At 66.9% G+C, this 16,845-nt stretch carries 13 protein-coding genes; 5 read left to right on the forward strand and 8 right to left on the reverse strand.

The genetic code is table 11. The features are described from left to right. The first annotated feature begins 152 nt into the window (after positions 1-152). From LO787_RS15200 to LO787_RS15215, 4 genes are all read left to right on the forward strand, one after another. On the forward strand, positions 153-1,718 hold the full coding sequence (locus LO787_RS15200; protein ID WP_232491851.1) for a sodium:solute symporter: 1,566 nt from the start codon (positions 153-155) through the stop codon (positions 1,716-1,718). 13 nt (positions 1,719-1,731) lie between these two features. Continuing rightward, positions 1,732-2,622, forward strand: coding sequence for an N-acetylmuramic acid 6-phosphate etherase (locus tag LO787_RS15205; protein ID WP_232491852.1), 891 nt, complete (start codon positions 1,732-1,734; stop codon positions 2,620-2,622). Positions 2,623-2,628: 6 nt separating this feature from the next. Then, positions 2,629-3,357: a GntR family transcriptional regulator gene (locus tag LO787_RS15210; protein ID WP_232491853.1), complete on the forward strand. Its 729-nt coding sequence runs from the start codon at positions 2,629-2,631 to the stop codon at positions 3,355-3,357. Between the two features lie 96 nt (positions 3,358-3,453). Next, on the forward strand, positions 3,454-5,226 hold the full coding sequence (locus tag LO787_RS15215) for a GGDEF domain-containing protein (protein WP_232491854.1): 1,773 nt from the start codon (positions 3,454-3,456) through the stop codon (positions 5,224-5,226). Between the two features lie 2 nt (positions 5,227-5,228). On the opposite strand, the gene LO787_RS15220 is transcribed toward LO787_RS15215, so the two are convergent. Together LO787_RS15220 and LO787_RS15225 are read right to left on the reverse strand one after the other, a co-directional pair. Beyond that, entirely contained in the window at positions 5,229-5,951 is a 723-nt protein-coding gene (locus tag LO787_RS15220) for an energy transducer TonB family protein (protein WP_232491855.1), read from the reverse strand. 23 nt (positions 5,952-5,974) lie between these two features. Continuing rightward, complete coding sequence (locus LO787_RS15225) at positions 5,975-8,311, reverse strand: TonB-dependent siderophore receptor (RefSeq protein ID WP_232491856.1); 2,337 nt, start codon at positions 8,309-8,311, stop codon at positions 5,975-5,977. Between LO787_RS15225 and LO787_RS15230 the strand changes: the two genes are divergently transcribed. Further along, the gene (locus tag LO787_RS15230; protein WP_232491857.1) at positions 8,310-8,516 is read left to right on the forward strand and encodes a hypothetical protein; all 207 of its coding nucleotides are present in this window, start codon (positions 8,310-8,312) and stop codon (positions 8,514-8,516) included. The two genes, LO787_RS15225 and LO787_RS15230, sit on opposite strands and share 2 nt — an antisense overlap. Positions 8,517-8,841: 325 nt before the next feature. Here the strand turns inward: LO787_RS15230 and LO787_RS15235 are convergent, their stop codons facing one another. The 6 genes from LO787_RS15235 to LO787_RS15260 all read right to left on the reverse strand — a co-directional run bounded on the left by LO787_RS15235 (position 8,842) and on the right by LO787_RS15260 (position 16,827). Continuing rightward, a complete protein-coding gene (locus tag LO787_RS15235) occupies positions 8,842-9,792 on the reverse strand; it encodes a FecR family protein (protein ID WP_232491858.1) in 951 nt (316 codons plus the stop codon). Positions 9,793-9,873: 81 nt separating this feature from the next. Then, positions 9,874-10,392: a sigma-70 family RNA polymerase sigma factor gene (locus tag LO787_RS15240; RefSeq protein WP_232491859.1), complete on the reverse strand. Its 519-nt coding sequence runs from the start codon at positions 10,390-10,392 to the stop codon at positions 9,874-9,876. An 86-nt stretch (positions 10,393-10,478) separates the two neighbouring features. Next, positions 10,479-12,626, reverse strand: coding sequence for a TonB-dependent receptor (locus tag LO787_RS15245; protein ID WP_232491860.1), 2,148 nt, complete (start codon positions 12,624-12,626; stop codon positions 10,479-10,481). Positions 12,627-12,835: 209 nt separating this feature from the next. After that, entirely contained in the window at positions 12,836-13,690 is an 855-nt protein-coding gene (locus tag LO787_RS15250; RefSeq protein ID WP_232491861.1) for an SMP-30/gluconolactonase/LRE family protein, read from the reverse strand. A gap of 162 nt (positions 13,691-13,852) precedes the next feature. Next, positions 13,853-15,649 carry an IlvD/Edd family dehydratase gene (locus tag LO787_RS15255; protein WP_232491862.1) on the reverse strand — a complete coding sequence of 599 codons (1,797 nt, stop codon included), beginning with the start codon at positions 15,647-15,649 and terminating at the stop codon, positions 13,853-13,855. A 23-nt stretch (positions 15,650-15,672) separates the two neighbouring features. Further along, positions 15,673-16,827 carry an aldose epimerase family protein gene (locus LO787_RS15260; protein ID WP_232491863.1) on the reverse strand — a complete coding sequence of 385 codons (1,155 nt, stop codon included), beginning with the start codon at positions 16,825-16,827 and terminating at the stop codon, positions 15,673-15,675. Positions 16,828-16,845 lie beyond the last annotated feature (18 nt).

Raw genomic sequence — 16,845 nt, forward strand, 5'->3', positions numbered from 1 at the left:
ATTGCCATATCTTCGTCATTGCGAGCGCAGCGAAGCAATCCGGCGCGGCCTGAGATTGTACAGGATTGCTTCGCTGCGCTCGCAATGACGAAGGAAGATAGGAGGGCGCGCGTTTGCACGCTCCCCGTTAAAGACGACTGGAGACTATCGCGATGACGCTGCCATTTTCCATGGCGGACTGGCTGGTGATCGCCGCCTACCTCCTTCTGCTCGTCGCGGGCGGGTGGATATTCACGCCGCGCAAGACCGCCTCGGCGCATGACTACTTTCTGGCGGGCGGCAACGTGCCCGCATGGCTGGCGGCGATCTCGGTGCTTTCGGCCACGCAGTCCGCCGCGACATTCCTCGGCGGGCCGGACTACGGCTACCACGGCGACCTCACGTACCTCTCCGGCAACATCGGCGGCCTGATCGGCGCGATCTTCGTCGCGCATGTGATGATCCCGCGCTTCTACGCGATCAAGGCGACGACAGCCTACGAACTGCTCACCATGCGCTTCAGCGAGAAGGCGACGCGGTGGGCGGGCGGCATGTTCCTGATCGGCCGCGTCTTCGCGGGCGGCGCGCGTGTGTACCTTGCGGCGATTGCGCTGGCGATGGTCATCACCGGCACCGTCGAGGCGCAGGGGATCATGATCGCGGCCGCGCTGCTGATCGTCGCGAGCGTGCTGTTCACCTTCGTCGGCGGTCTCAAGTCGGTGCTGTGGAACGACCTCATCCAGTTCGTCGTCTACCTCGGCTCGGCGATCGCGGTCGTCGTGTTCCTGCGGATGTCGATCCCTTCCTCGACCGGGGAGATCATCCACGGGCTGATGAACACGCCCGAGGGCGTCAACAAGCTCAAGCTGTTCGACTTCTCGATGGACCCGTCGCGTCCGTTCTCGATGCTGGCGATCATCCTCGGCCTGTCGCTGCTCTACATCGCCAACTCGGGGATGGACCAGGACACCACGCAGCGCCTGCTGGCCTGCAAGGACGCGAAGACCGGGGCGAAGGGGCTCTATCTCTCGGTGCTGGCGACGGTGCCGGTGGTGGGCATGTTCATCGTCATCGGCCTGCTGCTCTACGTCTTCTACGACAGGCCGGACCTGATGGGCGGCGTGACCGCCACCGCGGGCAGTCAGTTCGGCGGCGAGAAGATCAGCATCTTCATGCACTACATCCTCACCCAGCTTCCGGGCGGCCTGCGCGGCCTCGTCACCATCGGCATCTGCGCCGCCGCGGTGGCGACGACGAACTCGGCGCTCAATGCCATGTCCTCGGTGCTGGTGCAGGACTTCTACCGTCCGTGGCGCGAGAAGCGCGGCAATCCGCCCGAGCATCACTACGTTTCGGCGGGGCGTGCGGGGATGGGCGTGATCGGTTTCGCGATGTTCGTGATGGCGATCGTCTCGTTCTACTGGCAGCGCTACACCGACATGGGCCTGCTGGAGTTCGCGCTGCAGGTGATGGTGTTCACCTATGCGGGCCTGCTCGGCGTCTACTTCACCGCGCTGTTCACCGGGCGCGGGACGACGGGCTCCGTCATCGCCTCGCTCATCGTCGGGTTCGTCACGGTCCTGTTGCTTCAGCCCGGTATCGCCCATGCCATCGGGATGCCGGAAGCACTGAGCGGCCTGTCGTTCCCGTTCCAGCTCTGCATTGCCACCGTGGTGGCCTTCGTGGTCTGCGTGGCGCCTGCCGGTTCCGGCAAGGCGATCGTTCAGGCCGAACACTGATCCAAGGTACGTCATGAAAACCGAAGCGCTCGATCCCCGTTACCGCGACCTCGACCTCTGGCCGACCGAACTGGCCGTCGAGGCCATGCTGGAGGGGCAGATGGCGGCGATCGCCGCGATCCAGTCGCAGACCCTCGCCATCGCCCGCGCCGCCGAAGCCGCTGCCGAGCGGCTGGGCGACGAAGGTCGGCTGGTGTTCGTCGGAGCCGGAACCTCCGGCCGCCTCGCCGTGCAGGACGGGACCGAGCTCTACCCGACTTACGGCTGGCCGATGGAGCGCATGGCGTTCCTGATGGCAGGCGGCCTCGATGCGCTGACCGAGGCGCAGGAAGGGGCCGAGGACGATGCCGAGGCGGGACGCGCGGAGATCGACGCGCTCCGTGTCGGCCCGAACGACGTCGTGATCGGCGTCGCCGCGAGCGGTCGCACGCCGTATACGCTTGCCGCCGTCGAACGTGCCGGTGAACTGGGCGCAGTGACCATTTCGGTGGCGAACAATGTCGGCTCGGTGCTTCTAGGTGCCGCTCAGTACCCGCTGTGTGCAGTCACCGGCAGCGAGATCGTCGCCGGTTCCACCCGGATGAAGGCGGGCACCGCGCAGAAGGCGATGCTCAATCTGCTGTCCACCGCGATCATGATCCGCCGCGGCCTAGTCCATGAAGGGCGCATGGTGGCGATGCGCATATCGAATGCGAAGCTCTTGCAACGCGGGCAGGGCATGGTTCAGGATATCGCCGGGGTGGATGCCGACACGGCAGCACACGCGCTCCAGGCGGCGGGGAACGAGATCCGGCTCGGCGTGATCGTCGCGCTCGGCAAGTCTGTCGCCGAAGGAGAGGCACTGCTGCGTGAAAACGGCGGGAATCTGCGCAATGCCCTCAAGGCGCTGGAAGGGCGAGACTGACCGAAGATGCGTGACATTGCCTGGACCCGGAACGACGAGGGAGGTCCGCTCTACCTGCAACTGGCGCGCAGCCTGCGTGACCACATCAGCAATGGCGGCATCGATCCGGGCGGTGCGCTACCGTCCGAGCGCGATCTCAGCGAGATGGCGGGAATGTCGCGCGTCACCGTGCGCAAGGGCATCGAGCAGCTGATCGACGAGGGCGTGCTCGTCCGCAAGCAGGGCTCGGGCACGTTCGTCGCACGGCGGATCGAGACGGCGGGCGGCAAGCTCAGCAGCTTTAGCGATGACACGCGTTCGCGCGGCGAGGCGCCGGGCGTGGTGTGGATCAACAAGACTTACGCCCAGCCCACCGAGGAGGAAGCGGCGGCGCTGGAAATCTCCGTGACCGCCCGCGTGGCCCGCCTGGGCCGCGTGCGGCTTGCCGGTGGCGAGCCGCTGGCGATCGAGCATGCGGTGATCCCGGCGCAGTTCCTGCCCGATCTCGATGCCCTCGGCGACTCGCTCTATCAGGCGCTCGACCGGCACGGTTTCCGCCCGACTTCTGGCACCCAGCGCGTGCGCGCCTCGCTGGCGACTCCGACCGAGGCAGGCATCCTCAGCGTCAAGCAGAACTCCGAAGTCCTGCGCATAGAGCGCATCACCCGCATCCCCGATGGGCGCATCGTCGAATTCACCCGCTCGGTCTATCGCGGCGATCGCTACGAGTTCGTGAGCGAACTCAAGGACATTTGATCCCTTTCGGCGAAGCTGACGCTTGTCGCTCGCATCGCGTAAGTTTACCGAATAAACACCATGTTCGGGTAAGCGCGGGGAATGTCACGCGGGTTGATGCAATCGAATGTTAGTCCTTGGGGCGAAGCGGCCGCGACCGCCGTCGCCTACTTCGCCTGCGCCTCGGCTGCACTGGCATTGACCCGCTTCGACGGCGGTGTCGCGGTCGTGTGGCTGGCGGGCGCAGTCCTGTTCGCCAAGTTGTGCGCCACGCCTCGCCGCCGCTGGAGTGTCCTGCTTGTGGCCTGCATTCCGGCGGGCGTCGCGGCTTCGCTGCTGTTCGGGATTAGAGGCATTGCAGGACTGGCCCTGCCGACGATCTGCATCGTCGAGGCCTATGTCGCCGCCTCGCTGGTAAAGCGGGCGTTTCCGCGCTTCGGCGGCCTGAAGTCGGTGCCCGAGGCGACGATATTCCTGCTGATCGCCGGTGTGGCCGTCCCCGTGTCGAGCGGACTGCTCGCGGCCGAATTCGTGCATCACGCTCGCGGCATTTCGTACTGGAGCGCCTGGCGTGACTGGTACGCCGGACATGCCCTCGGCTTTATCGCTTTCGGCCCGCCATTGCTGCTGTGTCTGCGCGGCGAGGCGCGCCGTTGGGCCGAATCCGCGTCCCATCGGCGGCGGATGCAGGCGGTTGGGCTGTTGGGGCTGGTTTTCCTCGCGTCGCTGGTGACGTTCGGCCAGAATGAGATACCGCTCGTCATCGTGCCGTTCCTGCCGATGATCGTCGCGACTTTCCGGCTTGGGCGGTTCGGCGCGGTATTCTCGATCGCCATTCTCGTGATCGTCGGCCTGAGCTGCTCGCTGCTGGGGCATGGACCGACGACGCTGCTGCAGGCCAGCATGGCCGTGAAGCTGCAGGTTCTGCAAATCTACTTCGCGACGATCGTGCTGATCCTGCTGCCGCTGGCTGCGGAACTGAAGTCACGTCGCCGCATGATCGACCGCCTTCACGCAGCCGAAGCGCTGCACCGGCTGGTGCTGGATCGGATGAGCGACGTCGTGCTGAGGGCCAATGTCGATGGCACGGTGCGCTATGCCTCGCCGTCGGCGCAGCAGGTCACCGGCTATCCGCCCGAAGAACTCACGGGTCGGGCGCTGTTCAATCTCATCGCGCCGGACGATCTGCCCGCCGTGGTCGAGGCGCGCCGCAAGGCTCTTGCAGAGCCGGACGCAGCGACCATCGTCGAGTATCGCGTCAACCACAAGAACGGCACCTCGGTGTGGGTGGAGAGCCATTTCCGGGCCATGGTGGATGTCGATGGTCGTGTGACCGGCACCGTGAGCATCATCCGCGAAGTCACGCAGCGGCGCCAGATGGTCGAGGATCTCACGCGTCAGGCGATGACCGATCCGCTGACGGGCGCCAGCAACCGGCGCGCTTTCGATGGTGCGCTCAGCGCGCTGCTGTTGTCCGATCCGCTCGAAGGGGTGCTCGGCTGCCTTGCCGTCTTCGACCTCGATCATTTCAAGCGCATCAACGACTTGCATGGTCACGCCATGGGCGACGCCGTGCTCGTTCGCTTCGTGGAACTGCTGCGCGCGGCGGTGCGGGAAGGCGACCTCGTCGCGCGACTGGGGGGCGAGGAATTCGCCGTCCTGCTCACCGGCCTGACGACGGAGCAGGCGCGGGTGGTGTGCGAGCGCATCCGCATCCGCTTCGAGGGCACCGTGATCCGCGATGCTGTCGGCGGGATCATCCCAGTCACCGTCAGCGTCGGCATCTCCGCCATGCTGCCCGGACAGCAGGCGATCGACGTGCTGGGCGCAGCGGACGGGGCGATGTACCGGGCGAAGCAGGAAGGCCGCAACCGCTCCGCTGCGGCCTGATCTCAGAAGTAGAATTCCACCGGTACGACCAGTTCGATCCTCTCTCCTGCGATGCTTTCGGGTGGTGCAGGGAGCGGGGAGGTGCGCTTTGGAAGGGCCAGAGCCTCCCGGTCAAGCGGCGCAAAACCTGAGGATTTCTCAAGCGAAACGCTGAGAACGGTGCCCTTCCGGTCGAGCACGAAGCGCACCATGACGGTGCCCTGTTGCCGTCTTGCGCGGGCGGAGGCGGGGTAGGTCTTGGCGGCGTTCAGGCGGCCGAGGACGCGGGCCTGCCAAGTGTCGGGGCCGGGTTCACCGCCGGAAGGCCGCGGTTTTGCGGCCGGGGGACGGGCCGTTGCCGCTGCCGGAGCCCGCTGGACCTCTACCTTTTGTGGCGGCGATGGCGCCGCGCTCTGGGCGAGCACCACGGACGGGACCGGCGGCGTCGGCAGTTGGGGTTGAGGTGGAGAGACCGCTTCCGAACTCTCGGTTTTCTGCGGGTTTTCGGGCTCCGGATCGTCCGGTGCCGGGTCTTCCTCTCTCGGCCGGTCGGCTACATCGAAGGCGGCGACGTGCGGTGCGGCGGGTGTACTGAACGGCACCGAGCGCCAACTGAGCAGCACCAGCAGCAGCCCGGGGAGGCAGAAGACGAGCACGGTGAGCGCCAGCGCGACACCACGCTGGCGCTCGGGCCGATAGCCGCCGGCACCTTCGGCCGCTTCCGCCTCTACACTGCCGGTCCGCATCAGCATGTTCGCCGCCCCGATGTTCAGAAGCGGGCGCGCAGCGTGCCGACGATGCGGCGCGGGGTGCCCGGGTAGAGGTTGTTGTCGCCCTGCACGCCCTCGACGAAGAAGGTGTCCGCGAGGTTCTCGGCGTTGACGGCGACTTCCCAGTGCTCGTCGATGGCGTAGCGGATCGAGGCGTCGAGCGTCTCGTATCCGGCGATGGTGAAGCGGTTGTCGAGATCGACCTGCCGCTTGCCGACCACGCGCACGCCGCCCGCCAGCGACAGGCCGGAGAGCGCGCCCGCCTTGAAGCTGTAGCTGGTCCAGAGGCGCCCGCTGAAGTCGGGCACGCCGTTGAGGCGGTTGCCGACGGCGAAGGTGTTGTCGCGCGTGATCTCGGCGTCGAGGTGGCTGACGTTGGCGATGAGGTTCCAGCCCGGCAGGATCTCGCCCGTCACGTCCAGCTCGACGCCGCGCACGCGCTGTTCGCCGGTCAGGATCGAGAAGTCCGGATTGTCGAGGTCTTCGGTCGCGACGTTCTGCTTGGTGATCTGGAATGCCGCCGCCGTGATCGAGAGGCGGTCCAGCAGGTCCAGCTTCACGCCCGCCTCGAACTGTTCGCCTTCCTCGGGATCGAGCGGCGTGCCGTCCACGAGTTGCCCCTGCTGCGGCTGGAAGCTCTGCGTGTAGCTGGCGTAGAGCGAGACCGAGGTCGTCGGCTGGTAGACCAGACCGGCGCGCAGCGTCAGGGCATCGTCCTTCGTCGGCGTCTCGGTGCCGTCGAGACGGTCCCAGGTGTAGGATTTCGCACGGTCGTAGCGCAGGCCTGCCAGCGCCTTCCACTTGTCGCCCAGTGCGATCTGGTCCTGCAGGTAGAAGCCCCAGTTGCTGACGTCGTAGTCGTAGATATTGTTGACCGACGCCACCGGCACCGGCGTCACCCCGAGCACCGGCGCCGTGGTGCTGACCGAGGCGATGTTGGCGCGGGCGGACCAGAACGCCATGTCGCCGTCCGAGCGCTCGACGCCCGCCATGATCCGGTGCTCGAACGGGCCGGTATAGGCGTCGATCAGCGCGTCGAAGCGCATGGAGAGATCGTTGGTGTCCTCGGTACGGTTGGTGATGCGGCGGCGGACGAGGCCGTTGGCATTGCCCTGCAGGTCGACCGCGTTGTGGTCGGTGACGAGCGCGTCGGTGTAGCGGCCGGTGAAGCGCAGCATCAGCCACGGCATCACCTGGCGCTGCGCGGCAAGGCCGAGCACCAGCTTCTCCGCGCCGGTGGTGGACCACCGCTCGCCGTAATAGACCCGCGCATCATGGACGTAGTTGCCGTCCTCGTCGGCGATCAGGCCGCGATCGAACGGCACTTTCTGGTCCACGTAGTCGGCGGTCAGGTCCACCTGCGTCAGCGTGTCCGGCTGCCAGCGCAGCGCGGCGGCGGCATAGGCGCGCTCGCTCTTGCGCGCGCCTTCGCGGAAGCCGCTGTCGGTCTGGATCGAACCCGTCGCGCGGGCGGTCAGCGTGCCCGAAGCGTTGAGCGGTCCGGAAACCGAAAGCTCGCCGCGATAGAAATTGAAGCTGCCGCCCTGGAATGCGCCGTCGAAATGAAAGTCCTTGGTCGGCGCGCGGGTTACGACGTTGATGATGCCGCCGGGCTCGCTGAGGCCGACCATGACCGAGGATGGTCCCTTGAGCACTTCGACGCGCTCGACGTTGGCGAGATCGAAGAAGGCTTCCGGGCGATCCATCGCGCCGGTCAGCGGGAAGCCGTTGATCGCATAGCGCGGCGTGACGAAGCCGCGGATGTTGTACGTCTCGCCCCGGTTGCCGCCGGTGCCGTTGAGCTGCACGCTGGAGACGTTCTGGATCACGTCGGTCAGGCGCACGGCGGCCTGGTCCTCGATCACCGCGCGCGGGACGATCTGGATCGACTGCGGCACGTCGCGCAGCGGGGTGTCGGTGCGTGTGGCGGTGGCGCTCAGCGTCGCCCGGTAGCCGGGAACCGGGCCTGTCGCCGTCTCCACCGGAGCCCCGCGCGCGGCGCGGCCGCCCTGGCCCTGAACACGCACCGGGCCGAGCTGCATGGCGCCGCTGCCGCCCACCTGCTGCCCGCGCACGAGCCGCACGGAGGCCGAGCCGGTCCGCTCCGCGCGGAGGCCGGTCCCGGCGAGCAGCCGCGCCAACGCCTCATCGGCGGAATAGCTGCCGGACAGCGCGGCGGAACTGCGCGCGGAGACGTCGCCGGGCTCGTAGCCGACCTGCACGCCCGACTGGCGCATCCATGCGACGAGCGCGCTTTCGAGCGACTGCGCGGGAATGTCGTAGCTGCGCGCCACCTGGTCCTGTGCGGCGGCGGCCTGAGGGAGCGCCGTCAGCATGGGGAGGACCGCAGCGCTGGCCAGCAGTGCCGTTGCAAGACGTGACGAAACCGTATTCATGAAACCCCCGAAATCACTGCCCATGCCCGCTGCTGCGGGCGATATTGCAAGCAATTCGCAATATCTTTTCATAGCAATGACGTTCGGGCCGATCGGGCACCCAAGTTTGGGGCTGGAAAAATTTGCGTGGCGGGCAAAAGCTTAGGGTGCGGGGATATCCGATTGCGTCACCGTTCCCCGAGGCCCGAAGGCAGTGAGTGGCAAACACCGCCCAAACTACCCTTCGTCATTGCGAGCGCAGCGAAGCAATCCAGCGACACATCCCGCCCTTGGATTGCTTCGCTGCGCTCGCAATGACGAAGGGGGAGGGCGCGCGAAGCCTCGTCAGGCCGCACTGTGATCTTTAAAAGCAACGTCGTCATCCCCGCGAAGGCGGGGAGCCATCTGATGTCCGTGCCACAGGCACCCTCGGGAGATGGGTTCCCGCCTTCGCGGGAATGACGAGGCGTTCAGCAGAGCGCGACCACGCCCTAACGCTTCCCGTCGCGCAGGAGCAGGATCGAGCCCGGCAGCGTGGATTGCTCCAGCCCGCGCATGGCGGCCAGCGTGTCCAGCGCCTCGTCCGGCCGGTCGGTGCGGAACGAGCCGCTGACCGGTCGCCGGTCGGACAGGCCGCCCAGCACCAGCACGGGGCCGGGACGATAGCGTGCGATGGCCTCGATCGCATCGGGCAGGGGGACATTGCGCAGCAGCAGTTCGCCCCGACGCCAGCCGGCGATCCGGTCGACCGGCAGCCCGGCGACGCGGTGCGCGGTTCCATCGGCAAGCGTGCCGCGCTGTCCGGCGCGCAGCAGCACGGGGGCCTCGGCACCCGCCTTGAGTTCCACCATGCCCTCGGTCACGGCGACGCCGACCTGTCCGCCGGTATGGTCCACCTCGAACGCGGTGCCGATGTCCCGGATCGAGCCGCTGTCCACCTCGACTCGGAACGGGCGGCCGTCGCCATGCTTCACATCGAACCAGGCGCGGCCCTTGAGCAGGCGGACCTCGCGGCCTTCGTCATTGTAGTCGACCGCGATGGCAGTGTCGCTGTCGAGCACCGCGCGCGAACCGTCGGCAAGGGCGATCTCGCGCATCTGGCCGCGTGCGCTCGTCTCGTCGGCGCGCAGCCAAAGCCATGTCGATGGCACCGCGAACCATGCCAGCGCTGCTGCGGCTGCAACGGACAGGTAGGTCGGCCAGCGCAGGCTCCGCCGCCGGGGCAACGGCCGCTCGCTGACGAAGGCGCCCTCGATCGCGGCGAGATCCTGCCAGCTGCTGCGTTCGCGCAGGAAGGCCGCGCGGTTGCGCGGGTCGGTGGCCATCCAGCTTTCGAGCCGGTCCATCTCGCTCGCCGAGATCGAGCCCGACGCAAGGCGCACGATCCATGCGCGCGCGGTTTCGTCGCGCGTGCCGATCGGATCGCTCCCCTGCAAGGTCATGTCTGCCGCTCTCCCGGTCATGATGTTCTAATGACGCCCGCCGCGGTCGCGCACCCAACCCGGCATGAGCGAATAGTGCAATTACGCTGGTGTATCGCGGCCGTCGCGCGCGGCGGCGAGGGCGTTCAGCGCGCGGCGGACATGGTTCTCGACCGTGGTGGTGCTGACGCCGAGGCGGCGCGCGATGGCCTGCTGGCTCAGTCCCTCGAAGCGGTTGAGGCGGAAGATGGTGCGGGTCGGCTCGGGCAGGGCCAGCGCGGTGGCGCGCACGCGGTCGAGCACGCGCGCCGAATCGACGACGCGCTCCTGCCCGGGGGCATCGTCCTGCTCGGTCAGGAGCGCCTGCACCTCATGGGCCAGCCGTCCCCGGCGCTGCTGGGAGCGCCGCAGGTCGAGCGCGAGATTGCGGGCGAGGCGGAACAGGTAGGCGCGCTTGGCGAGGATCGGGCGGTCGTCGCCAATGCTCTGCACCCGGAACCACATCGCCTGCACGACTTCCTCGGCGTCGGCCGGGTCGTCGACGAGGCGCTCCACCCGGCGCAGCAGGGCGCTGCGTTCGGCGATCATCAGGTGGGAAAGGGCGGCGGCGTTTCCACTCATGGCGAGGCGCCCAGTACCGCTATTGCGATCAATCCGCAACAATGCCGGAGCCGATCGCGAGACCGGCCCCGGCGCGGGATGGAGGATCAGAACTCGATCGTCGCCGAGGTCTTGAAGGTGCGCGGCATGCCGAGCACGAGGTAACCGCCGAGCGAGGACGCCCAGTAGCTGTTGTTGGCGACGTTATCGACGTTGAAGCGGAAGGTGACCGGCTTGTCCGCCACCGCGACGACATAGCGCGCGCCGAGGTCGAAACGGGTCCACTCGGGCAGTTGGAGCGTGTTGGTGAGGTTCACCATCTGCTTGCCGGTCTGCATGATGCGTCCGGTCAGCGTGACGCCCGGCAGGAAGCCGAGATCCCATTCGACGTTGGCGTTCGCGGTGTACTCGGGCACGCCGATCGCGTCGTTGCCGTCGGTCGCGCCGCCGGTGGTGCGACGCTGCTTGGCGTCGGTGACGGAAAGGCCCGCGATGATGCGCAGCCCGTCCATCGGCTCGCCGTCGAGGCTCAGTTCCACGCCCTTGTTGCGCTGCTGGCCGTTGAGGGTGAACACCGTGCCTTGCGGCGTCACTTCGTTCAGCGTCTGCGGACGGTCGGTCTGGAACAGCGCGAGCGAGGCGTTGAAGCGGCCCATCGCCACCTTGCCGCCGACTTCGTACTGCACCGTCTTGAAGGGCGGGAACACCTCGCCGACGTTGATCGTACCGGCACCCGCGACCGGGCCCTGGACCAGACCCTCGATGCGGTTGGCGTAGAGCGAGACCGTTTCTGTCGGCCGCACGACGAGGCCGACGACCGGCGTGGTGGCGCTTTCCTTGTAGCGGCTGGTGCGCGCGCCGGTGGTGATGTTGTAGGCGCGGTAGAAGATGTTCTGGCGGCGCAGGCCGACCGTCAGTTCCACCATGCCGTCGAGTGCGCCGATCGTGTCGGACGCGAAGAGGCTCGACAGGCGGGTGCGGTTGGCCGGGTTGGGATCCTCCAGATCACCCGCGCGCAGGGCGGTGAAGGCGGGCATGGTGACCTGCACGGGATCGTAGAGGTTGTTGCCGTTGGTCGCGTTGCGGACGAACGGGCCGAATTCGTAGGCATTGCGGTTGATGTAGCTGCTCTGCGAACCGCCGACGTTGATCTCGTGCGTGATCGGGCCGGTGGCGAACTTGCCGCGGATACCGGCCTGCACCGCCTCGTTGTTGTCGTTGCGCGGGATGTTGGAGCCGGTGACGAAGGCGTCGCCGGTCGCTGCGTCGGTGAGCTGGAAGCCCTGGTAGACGCCGCGCTCCGCCGTGTCGCGCGCGCCGCCGGCGGCGTAGAACATGAAGTCGTCGGTGATGTCGTACTCGAACTTCAGGATGCCGAAGACGTCGCGGATCGTGGTGTAGTTCCAGTCCTGCCCGAAGTTGGTGTCGGCGTCGGGCGCATCGGGGACGGCGGTCACGCCGTTGAGCTGCACCATCGGGCGCATGTGGCGCACCTTGACACGCTGGAACGCGAGATCGAGCGAGAGGCGGGCGCGGTCGCTGCGCCAGTCGAACGCGGCGCCGAGCACCACCGAACTGCGGTACTCGTCGTCGATCGAGGTATCGCCCCCGCGCGCGGCGCCGTTGATGCGCACGCCGAACTGGCCGTCGTCACCGAAACGGCGGCCGAAGTCGAAGGCACCGCCGAAGTGCTCGTCCGACTGGTAGTTGACCGTGGCGCGGGTGATCGGCTGGTCCTTGGCCCGCTTGGGCTGGAGGTTGACCGTGCCGCCCAGCGCGGTGCCGCCCGGCGCCGCGCCGAACAGGAACGCGCTCGCGCCGTTTAGGATCTGCACCTGATCGTAAAGCTCGGGCGATACCAGCTGGCGCGGGGTCACGCCGTAGAGGCCGTCGATCGCGATATCCTCGCCGTAGAGCGGGAAGCCGCGGATGACGAACTGCTCGGAGGCATTGCCGAAGCCGAGCGAGGTGCGCACCGAAGGATCGTTCTCCAGCACCTGGCCGAGCGTCAGCGGCTGCTGGTTGAGGATCAGCGCCTCGCTGTAGGCCTTGATCGAGAAGGGAACCGCCAGCGCGTCCTTGTCGCCCAGCGCGCCGAGGCTGCCCTTGCGCAGCACCTGCGTCTCGTTCTCCTTCTGCGCGGTGACGATGATGTCGTCGGCGCTTTCCTGCGCATAGGCAGGCGTCGCTGAAACGATTCCGAACGCCAGCGCGGTCAGCGCCGTCCGGCCAAAGATAGTGCGAGTGCGTAGCATTCTCAGATTGCCCCCATGTTTGTGCCCTGCGGACGAGGAAGCCGTATATGTCGTCGCTTCACTCGTTGCGGGCGTAATGTGACATTCGCCGATGGAGGCAAGAACCTCCAATTCCCGCAATATGCAAGGGACCAATGGAGGTATGCCGCCGAAATCCGCGGTTGTGTGCCCTTGGAATTACACTTGGAAACGGTGCCGCAACGGACCGTTTACCCGCGATAGATGCCCGCCGGATTGCCGGTCACGCCAGCGTCCACTTCGTAGAGCGCGCCGTCGAACTCGGATTCCGGCAGGCCGGTTGCGGCCGAGGTCACGAACATGCGGTCGAGGTTTTCGCCCGCGAAGGCAATGTTGGTGATGCGCTTGGCGGGCAGTTCGATCGAACGGTCGCGGGTGCCGTCGGGGGCGAAGCGGCTGATGCGTCCGCCGTCCCAGTGGGCGACCCAGAGGAAGCCCTCGGCATCGGTGGTCATGCCGTCGGGGTAGCCGTCCTCCTCGGTGAAGCGGATAAAGACCTCGCGGTCGCGCGCGCCTTCTGCATCCACGGCGAAGCGGTAGATCGTGCGGCGACCGGAATCGGTGTGGTAGAGCCACTCGCCGCAGGGCGAGAAGGCAGGGCCGTTGGTGACGGTGTAGTCGCTGTCGATCACCTGCCACTCGCCTTGCGGGGAGAGGCGGTAGAACGAGCCGCTGATGGCGTCCTCGGCCATGTCCATGGTGCCGCACCAGATCGCGCCGTGGCGGTCGGCCTTGCCGTCGTTCATGCGGTTGCCGGGCAGGTGCGGCTCGGGATTGGAGCGCTCGCCGATGGTCACTGGATCGAGGGAGATCGTCGCCACACCGTCGCGGAACCCGCCGACGAGCCCGCCCGCAGCGCGCGGGGCCACCCAGCCGAGCGGCGCGGGCATGGCGAAGCGCGTGATCGCGCCGTCCGCCAGCGTCAGTCGGTTGAGGGCGGGAGCGAGAATGTCGACCCAGTAGAACGCGTTGTCGCGTTCGCACCACAGGGCGCCTTCGCCAAGGGTATCGCGCACGTCGCGCTCGATCTTGCGCCAGAGGGTCATCGGTTCTCTCTCCCGTTCGAGATCAGTGATCTCTTTAGTCAGAACAAGCCCGTCATCCCCGCGAAGGCGGGGATCCATCTGACATTGGCGCAACAGGCACAATCAGGAGATGGGTTCCCGCCTTCGCGGGAATGACGGACCTATTCTTGTTTCACTTCGCGATCAGTGGTTGTCGCGCGGCAGGCCCATGGTCTGGGCGATGCGCTGGTACTTCTCCGCGCCTTCGAGGATCGCGCCGGTATCCATCTGCCCGACGAGGGCGCGCTGGATTTCCTGCCACGGGGTCTGCGAGGCGGGGTACTTGTAGCCACCGGCGGCTTCCAGGGCGGCGCGGCGGGCGGCGAGTTCCTCGTCGGAGATCAGCACGTCGACCTTGCCCGCCTTGAGATCCATGCGCACGCGGTCGCCGGTCTGGAGCAGCGCGAGGCCGCCCATCGCCGCCGCTTCCGGGGAGGCGTTGAGGATCGAGGGGCTGCCCGAAGTGCCCGACTGACGACCGTCGCCGATGCAGGGCAGGGCGCTGACACCCTCGGTGATGAGGTAGGCGGGCGGACGCATGTTCACGACCTCGGCCGCACCGGGGTAACCGATGGGACCGGCGCCGCGCATGAACAGCAGCGTGTCGGGCGTGATGCCGGTGGCCGGATCGTCGATGCGGTGGTGGTAGTCCTCGGGGCCGTCGAACACGACTGCCGGGCCTTCGAAGGCGTCCGGATCTTCCGGGTTCGAGAGGTAGCGGTCGCGGAACTCCTTGGAGATCACGCTGGTCTTCATGATCGCCGCGTCGAACAGGTTGCCCGACAGGACGAGGAAGCCCGCTTCTTCCACCAGCGGCTGGTCGAAGGTCTTGATGACCTTGTCGTCCTCGATGGTGGCTTCGCGGCAGTTTTCGCCGATGGACTTGCCGTTGACGGTCAGCGCGCTCTCCTTGATGAGCCCCTGGCCGATCAGCTGCGCGACGACGGCGGGGACGCCGCCCGCGTGGTAGTAGTCCTCGCCCAGATACTCACCGGCAGGCTGGAGGTTCACCAGCAGCGGGATCTTGTGACCGATGGTCTCCCAGTCCTTGAGCGGCAGTTCCACGCCGATGTGGCGGGCGATGGCGGCAAGGTGGATCGGGGCGTTGGTCGAGCCGCCGATGGCGGCGTTGACGGCGATCGCGTTATGGAACGCGTCGAGCGTCAGGATGTCCGACGGCTTCAGGTCTTCGCGGACCATGTCCACGATGCGCTTGCCGGTGTGGTAGGCGCATTCCTGACGGTCGCGGTAAGGCGCGGGGATCGCGGCCGAGCCGGGCAGCATCATGCCCAGAGCTTCGGCGAGCGAGTTCATCGTCGTCGCCGTGCCCATGGTGTTGCAGTAGCCGGTCGAGGGGGCGGAGGAGGCGACCAGCTTGATGAAGCCGTCCGCGTCCAGTTCGCCCGCCGCCATCATCTGGCGGCCCTTCCACACGATCGTGCCCGAGCCGGTGCGCTCGCCCTTGTGCCAGCCGTTCAGCATCGGGCCGACCGACAGCGCGATGGCGGGGATGTTCACCGTGGCGGCGGCCATGAGCATCGCCGGGGTCGTCTTGTCGCAGCCGGTGGTCAGCACCACGCCGTCGAGCGGATAGCCGTAAAGCGCTTCGACGAGGCCGAGATAGGACAGGTTGCGGTCGAGGCCTGCGGTCGGGCGCTTGCCGGTTTCCTGGATCGGGTGGACCGGGAATTCCAGCGCGATGCCGCCCATCTCGCGGATGCCTTCGCGGATGCGCTCGGCCAGGACGAGGTGGTGGCGGTTGCAGGGCGACAGGTCGCTGCCCGACTGGGCGATACCGATGATCGGCTTGCCCGAGCGAAGCTCTTCAAGGCTGAGGCCGAAGTTCAGGTACCGCTCCAGATAGAGCGAGGTCATGTCGATGTTGTCGGGATTGTCGAACCAGGCGCGCGAGCGCAGCTTGGGGGTCGTCTGTTCGGTCATGGGTCTGTTCGTTTCGTTCTGGTTCAACGCGGAGACGTGGTGACGCGGTAGATCATGACATGCCGGTACGGCTTGCCGGGATCGACGCGGGTGGACGGGAAGTTTGCGTGGTTCGGGCTGTCGGGGAACTTCTGTGGTTCCAGCGCGATGCCGTCGCCCATGCGGTAGAGGTGGCCCTGCTTGCCGATGTATGTACCGTCGAGGAAATTGCCGGAGTAGAACTGGACGCCCGGTTCGGTCGTCAGCAGTTCGAGCACGCGGCCCGACACGGGGTCTTCCAGGCGCGCGGCGAGTTCGGGGGTCTTCGTCTGGCCCTTGTCGAGCGCGAAGTTGTGATCGAACCCGCGGCCGTAGACGATCTGCTGGTCGTTGCCGTCGCGCAGGCCCACGGAAACCGGCTTGCCCTTGCGGAAGTCGAAGGGCGTGCCTTCAACGCTGCGCAGTTCGCCGGTGGGGATCAGCACCTTGCTGACGGGGGTGTACTTGCTTGCCGGGATGGTGAGCACGTTGGTCATCGCGTCACGCTCGGACCCTTCGCCCGCCATGTTGAAGATGGCGTGGTTGGTCATGTTGAGCACGGTCGGCTTGTCGGTCGTCGCGTCGAAGACGATCTGGAGGTTGCCGGATTCGTCGAGCGAATACGTCGCCTTGGTCTTCACGGTGCCGGGGTAACCCGAATCGCCGTCCGGGCTGACAAGCGAGAACACGGCGGTCGCGACCTTGCCCGACTTGATCGAATCGAGCTTCCAGTTCTGGACGTCGAAGCCCTTGCCGCCGCCGTGAAGCGACTGGCCGTTGTTGTTCTGCGGAAGCTGGTAGGTCTTGCCGTCGAGCGTGAACTTACCGTCGGCGATGCGGTTGCCGTAGCGGCCGATCGTCGCGCCCCAATAGTTGGGAGTCTTCTCGAAGTCGGAAAGCTTGTCGTAGGCGAGCAGGACGTCGGCCACCTTGCCATCGCGGTCGGGAGCTTCAAGCTTCCACAGCGTCGCGCCGAAGGTCAGGATCGTCGCGGAAACGCAGTTCGCGGCCTTGAGCGTCACTGCCGTGACCTTGCCGCCATCCGACAGCGTACCTGCATCGGCCTGCGTAGCATCGGCGGCGAAAGCCGGGCCGCCTCCCACGCAAAATGCCAGCGCGGACGTTGCCGCCATCACCAAGCCCTTGACCGGATTCCTCATTCCCTTAGCTCCCGCGTA

Origin of the sequence: Novosphingobium kaempferiae, from assembly GCF_021227995.1 — a bacterium.
Taxonomy (GTDB): Bacteria; Pseudomonadota; Alphaproteobacteria; order Sphingomonadales; family Sphingomonadaceae; genus Novosphingobium; species Novosphingobium kaempferiae.

What these genes read in the sequence shown, in the direction of transcription:
- LO787_RS15200 (WP_232491851.1), top strand. Translation starts at nt 153, where the DNA reads ATGACGCTGCCATTTTCCATGGCGGACTGGCTGGTGATCGCCGCCTAC.
- LO787_RS15205 (WP_232491852.1), top strand. Translation starts at nt 1,732, where the DNA reads ATGAAAACCGAAGCGCTCGATCCCCGTTACCGCGACCTCGACCTCTGG.
- LO787_RS15210 (WP_232491853.1), top strand. Translation starts at nt 2,629, where the DNA reads ATGCGTGACATTGCCTGGACCCGGAACGACGAGGGAGGTCCGCTCTAC.
- LO787_RS15215 (WP_232491854.1), top strand. Translation starts at nt 3,454, where the DNA reads ATGCAATCGAATGTTAGTCCTTGGGGCGAAGCGGCCGCGACCGCCGTC.
- LO787_RS15220 (WP_232491855.1), bottom strand. Translation starts at nt 5,951, where the DNA reads ATGCGGACCGGCAGTGTAGAGGCGGAAGCGGCCGAAGGTGCCGGCGGC.
- LO787_RS15230 (WP_232491857.1), top strand. Translation starts at nt 8,310, where the DNA reads ATGGGGAGGACCGCAGCGCTGGCCAGCAGTGCCGTTGCAAGACGTGAC.
- LO787_RS15225 (WP_232491856.1), bottom strand. Translation starts at nt 8,311, where the DNA reads ATGCTGACGGCGCTCCCTCAGGCCGCCGCCGCACAGGACCAGGTGGCG.
- LO787_RS15235 (WP_232491858.1), bottom strand. Translation starts at nt 9,792, where the DNA reads ATGACCTTGCAGGGGAGCGATCCGATCGGCACGCGCGACGAAACCGCG.
- LO787_RS15240 (WP_232491859.1), bottom strand. Translation starts at nt 10,392, where the DNA reads ATGAGTGGAAACGCCGCCGCCCTTTCCCACCTGATGATCGCCGAACGC.
- LO787_RS15245 (WP_232491860.1), bottom strand. Translation starts at nt 12,626, where the DNA reads ATGCTACGCACTCGCACTATCTTTGGCCGGACGGCGCTGACCGCGCTG.
- LO787_RS15250 (WP_232491861.1), bottom strand. Translation starts at nt 13,690, where the DNA reads ATGACCCTCTGGCGCAAGATCGAGCGCGACGTGCGCGATACCCTTGGC.
- LO787_RS15255 (WP_232491862.1), bottom strand. Translation starts at nt 15,649, where the DNA reads ATGACCGAACAGACGACCCCCAAGCTGCGCTCGCGCGCCTGGTTCGAC.
- LO787_RS15260 (WP_232491863.1), bottom strand. Translation starts at nt 16,827, where the DNA reads ATGAGGAATCCGGTCAAGGGCTTGGTGATGGCGGCAACGTCCGCGCTG.